This is a genomic window from Pseudoroseomonas cervicalis ATCC 49957 (assembly GCF_000164635.1).
Taxonomy (GTDB): domain Bacteria; phylum Pseudomonadota; class Alphaproteobacteria; order Acetobacterales; family Acetobacteraceae; genus Pseudoroseomonas; species Pseudoroseomonas cervicalis.
In genome coordinates this window covers 378,321-382,115 of the sequence record NZ_GG770780.1, presented here as the reverse complement: position 1 = coordinate 382,115, position 3,795 = coordinate 378,321, and the positions used below count along the sequence as shown (strand labels likewise).

The following is a 3,795-nucleotide window of genomic DNA, read 5'->3' as shown; positions in this document are numbered from 1 at the left end:
CCAGGCGCGGGGCCAGCCCGGCCAGGCCGGCGCCGCCCAGCACCACGGCCTCCGCACCCTCGGCGATGGCGGCCCCGGCCGCCTCGGCCAGCAAGGAGAGGGCGCGCTCGGGCTCGCGCGCGATCATGTCGCCGGTGGGGGTGACGGCGCGCACCAGCACACGCTCGGCCGGCCAGCCGCGGCTGGCGGCGAATTCCTGCAGCATCGGCACCCAGGCGGTGCCGCCGGTCAGCAGCGCCACGCGGGCATGGGTGGCGAGGGCGATGGACAGGCTGGCATCGGCCATGCCGGCGACGGGGCGCTGCGCCAGTTCGCGCGCCGCATCCAGCGCGGGGTCGCCGAAGCAGGCGATGGCGATGGCGTCGACCGTGTCGCGGTGCTCGGCGACCAGGTCCAGCACGGCGTGGCCGGCGATGGCGGCGGCGGTGCGGCTGGCGATGTAGCGCGCGCCGAAACGCGCCGTGGCCGGCACCAGCGTGACATGTGCCAGCCCCATCCTGGCCAGCGCCTGCTGCCCCAGTTGGTGCATGCGCTCGGTCATGGCGCTGTCGGTGTTTCCGTTGAGCAGCAGAATCCGCATGCGCTGTTCCTGATGGCGGGGTCCGGGGTGGCCCTGCCACCCCGGCGGGGGTCAGGGGGCGGAGCCCCCTGCCTTGCTGAACCGATAGGGTGCCGCGCTTTCCTCGTGCGGGTCCAGGTTCAGCCGGTGTTCGAGTGGCGGGAAGGCGCGGGAGCGGCATTCGGCGCGCTCGCAGAGTCGGCAGGAGAGTCCGATGCCGGTGCGCGCCTGGTCGAGCTGGAGGCCGTCGGCATAGACGATCTCGGCGGCGCGGCCGATGTCGCAGCCCATGGCGATGACGTGGACGGGCGGCGGCTCCCCCCAATGCGCGGCGGGGCCGGTGACGGTGCGGGCGAAGCAGAGGAAGGCGGCGCCGTCGGGCAGTTCGGCGACCTGGACGCGCAGCGCGCCGGGGGTGGCGAAGGCGGTGTGCGGCACCCAGCGCGGGCAGGAGCCGCCGAAGCGGGCGAAGGGGAAACCCGCCGCCGAGAATCGCTTGTCGACATTGCCGGCGGGATCGACGCGCAGGAAGAAGAAGGGCACGCCGCGCGCGCCCTCGCGCTGCAGGGTGGAGAGGCGGTGCGCCACCTGTTCGAAGCTGACGCCGAAGCGGGAGGCCAGCAGGTCGAGATCGTGGCGCAGCGCGCGGGCGGCGGCGAGGAAGGGGCCGTAGGGCATCAGCAGCGCGCCGGCGGCGTAGTTCAGCAGGCCGAGGCGGATCAGCGCCGCGGCTTCCGGCGTGCTGGGCGCGGCGGGGGCGAGGATGTCTTCGACCGCGTCGCGCGCCTCCAGCAGCATGAGCTGGAAGGCGAGCTGGAAGCCGCGGCTTTCGCGGGGCAGGGATTCGGAGAGTTCCAGCAGCCGCGCGGCGGGGTCGTAGCGGCGCAGGCTGCCTTCGAGCGGGCCGACACGCAGGCGCAGCGCGTGGCGCTGGCGCAGCCGCTCGGCGATGGCGTGGTTCAGCTCGGCGGGGGCGGCGGCGAGTTCGGCGCCGATGCGCTCGGCGACGCTCTCCAGCGCGGGGAAGACATTGGCGTGGTCGTGGAAGAAATCGCGCGCTTCCTCGGTGGGCAGGATCATGCGGCGGCCGCTGGGGAGGGCGATGCCGCTGGCATCCTCCCGCGCCACGCGCAGCGCGCGGTAGAGGGCGAGCATGGCGCGCGCCGCGTTGGGCGCGCTGCCGGCGAGCGCGCGGATCTCCTCCTCCGGGGTTTCGTCGAGGCCGAGCAGCGGGTCGGCCAGCACCTCGCGCAGGCTGGATTCCAGCTGCTGCTCCTCGCGCCCGGAGAGGGCGGCGAGATCGACCTGCAAGGTGTGGCCGAGCTTGATGAGGAGTGCGGCGGTGACGCCGCGCTGGTCGTGCTCGATCAGGTTCAGATAGCTGGCGGAGATGCCGAGCCGGCTGGCCAGGGCCTGCTGGGTGAGGCCCTGTTCCTGGCGCAGGCGGCGGATGGTGCGGCCGATCAGGGGCCGGGCCATTCTTTACAACCTTTACAAATTTACGCCCTTCACGGTGAAGAACGCCACGGTCTTGCGCAAGAGCAGGCACGATGACGGATGAACTTCGCGGCCGCAATGTGAATTATTGACGCACGGCCGATGGGCCAAAACGACCGAGGAACACGGATATGCGTCACACCCCGCTTCCCTGCCGCGCCCCGGATGGCATCGGCGCCGGCCCCGGCGCCTCGGGCGACCGCTTCGCCGGCATCCGCCGCGACTACACGCCGGCCGATGTCGAGCGGCTCTCCGGCTCCTTCCGCGTCAAGCACACCCTCGCCGAGATGGGCGCCAGGCGGCTGTGGCAGCTGCTGCACAGCGAGCCCTACATCAACACGCTGGGCGCGCTGACCGGCAACCAGGCGCTGCAGCAGGTCAAGGCCGGGCTGAAGGCGATCTACCTCTCCGGCTGGCAGGTGGCGGCGGACGCCAATTCGGCCGGCGAGATGTATCCGGACCAGTCGCTCTACCCGGTGGATTCGGTGCCGAAGGTGGTCAAGCGCATCAATGCCGCGCTGCGCCGCGCCGACCAGATCGCCCGCATGGAGGGCAAGGGCGACGACACCTACTGGATGGCGCCGATCATCGCCGATGCCGAGGCCGGCTTCGGCGGCGCGCTGAACGCCTATGAGCTGATGCGCGCGATGATCGAGGCCGGCGCCGCCGGCGTGCATTTCGAGGACCAGCTGGCCTCCGAGAAGAAATGCGGCCATCTGGGCGGCAAGGTGCTGGTGCCGATCAGCCAGCATATCCGCACGCTGAACGCCGCGCGGCTGGCCGCCGATGTCGAGGGCGTGCCGACCGTGCTGCTGTGCCGCACCGATGCCGAGAGCGCGCAGCTGCTGACCGCCGATATCGATGAGCGCGACCGCCCCTTCATCAGCGGCGAGCGCACGCCGGAGGGCTTCTTCCGCATCAAGCCCGGTGTGGGCAAGCAATACGCCATCGCGCGCGGCCTGGCCTACGCCCCCTATGCCGACCTGCTGTGGTGGGAGACCTCGGACCCCGATCTCGACGATGCGCGCGCCTTCGCCGAGGCGATCCAGCGCGACTTCCCGGGCAAGCTGCTGGCCTATAACTGCTCCCCCAGCTTCAACTGGAAGCGCAAGATGGGCGAGGAAGCCGCGGCGAAGTTCCAGCGCGAGCTCGGTGCGATGGGCTACAAGTTCCAGTTCATCACCCTGGCCGGCTTCCACTCGCTGAACCATTCGATGTTCCAGCTGGCGCGCGGCTACCGGGAGCGCGGCATGGCCGCCTATTCCGAGCTGCAGCAGGCCGAGTTCGCCGCCGAGGCCGAGGGCTACACCGCGACGCGCCACCAGCGCGAGGTCGGCGTCTCCTATTTCGACGCGGTGGCGACGGCGGCCTCGGGCGGCACCAGCAGCACCACCGCCATGGCGCACAGCACCGAGACGGCGCAGTTCCACGACAACGACCACGCCCGCCCCGCCACCGCCCCGGCGATGGCGAAGTGAGCCGGGCGCAGCAGGAGGAATGACGATGACCCACCCCACCGCCCCGCATCTCGACGACAGCCACGATGACGGGCTGGTGCACAGCCATGGCTGGGCCAGCGAGCCGGCCATGCCGCCCTCGCAGCACCGCCAGCCGCAGGTCGCCGCCGCGCATGCGGTGCCGACGCCGAGCACCGCCTACCAGGACGACCGCCAGGCCCATTGAGGCGATGGCGCGGTTGCCGCCGGCGGGCGCCTCCCCACACCCCGCCCGCCCGGCTG

Annotated in this window: 4 protein-coding genes; 2 read left to right on the top strand and 2 right to left on the bottom strand. The window is 72.0% G+C overall.

What is annotated here, in order from left to right; genetic code table 11:
- On the bottom strand, positions 1-580 hold a 580-nt coding region (locus HMPREF0731_RS25585), incomplete at its 3' end, for an aspartate/glutamate racemase family protein (RefSeq protein ID WP_007005043.1).
- Positions 581-631: 51 nt separating this feature from the next.
- Positions 632-2,038 carry a helix-turn-helix domain-containing protein gene (locus HMPREF0731_RS15150; RefSeq protein WP_007005042.1) on the bottom strand — a complete coding sequence of 469 codons (1,407 nt, stop codon included), beginning with the start codon at positions 2,036-2,038 and terminating at the stop codon, positions 632-634.
- A 149-nt stretch (positions 2,039-2,187) separates the two neighbouring features.
- Here HMPREF0731_RS15150 and aceA point away from each other — a divergent pair, with 149 nt between their 5' ends.
- Both aceA and HMPREF0731_RS15140 read left to right on the top strand, forming a co-directional pair.
- Positions 2,188-3,534, top strand: coding sequence for an isocitrate lyase (gene aceA / locus HMPREF0731_RS15145; RefSeq protein WP_007005041.1), 1,347 nt, complete (start codon positions 2,188-2,190; stop codon positions 3,532-3,534).
- A gap of 25 nt (positions 3,535-3,559) precedes the next feature.
- A complete protein-coding gene (locus HMPREF0731_RS15140) occupies positions 3,560-3,739 on the top strand; it encodes a hypothetical protein (RefSeq protein ID WP_040613405.1) in 180 nt (59 codons plus the stop codon).
- The last annotated feature ends 56 nt before the right edge of the window (positions 3,740-3,795 follow it).

Coding starts and splice junctions, on each gene's coding strand:
- HMPREF0731_RS15150 (WP_007005042.1), bottom strand. CDS start 2,038: ATGGCCCGGCCCCTGATCGGCCGCACCATCCGCCGCCTGCGCCAGGAA.
- aceA (WP_007005041.1), top strand. CDS start 2,188: ATGCGTCACACCCCGCTTCCCTGCCGCGCCCCGGATGGCATCGGCGCC.
- HMPREF0731_RS15140 (WP_040613405.1), top strand. CDS start 3,560: ATGACCCACCCCACCGCCCCGCATCTCGACGACAGCCACGATGACGGG.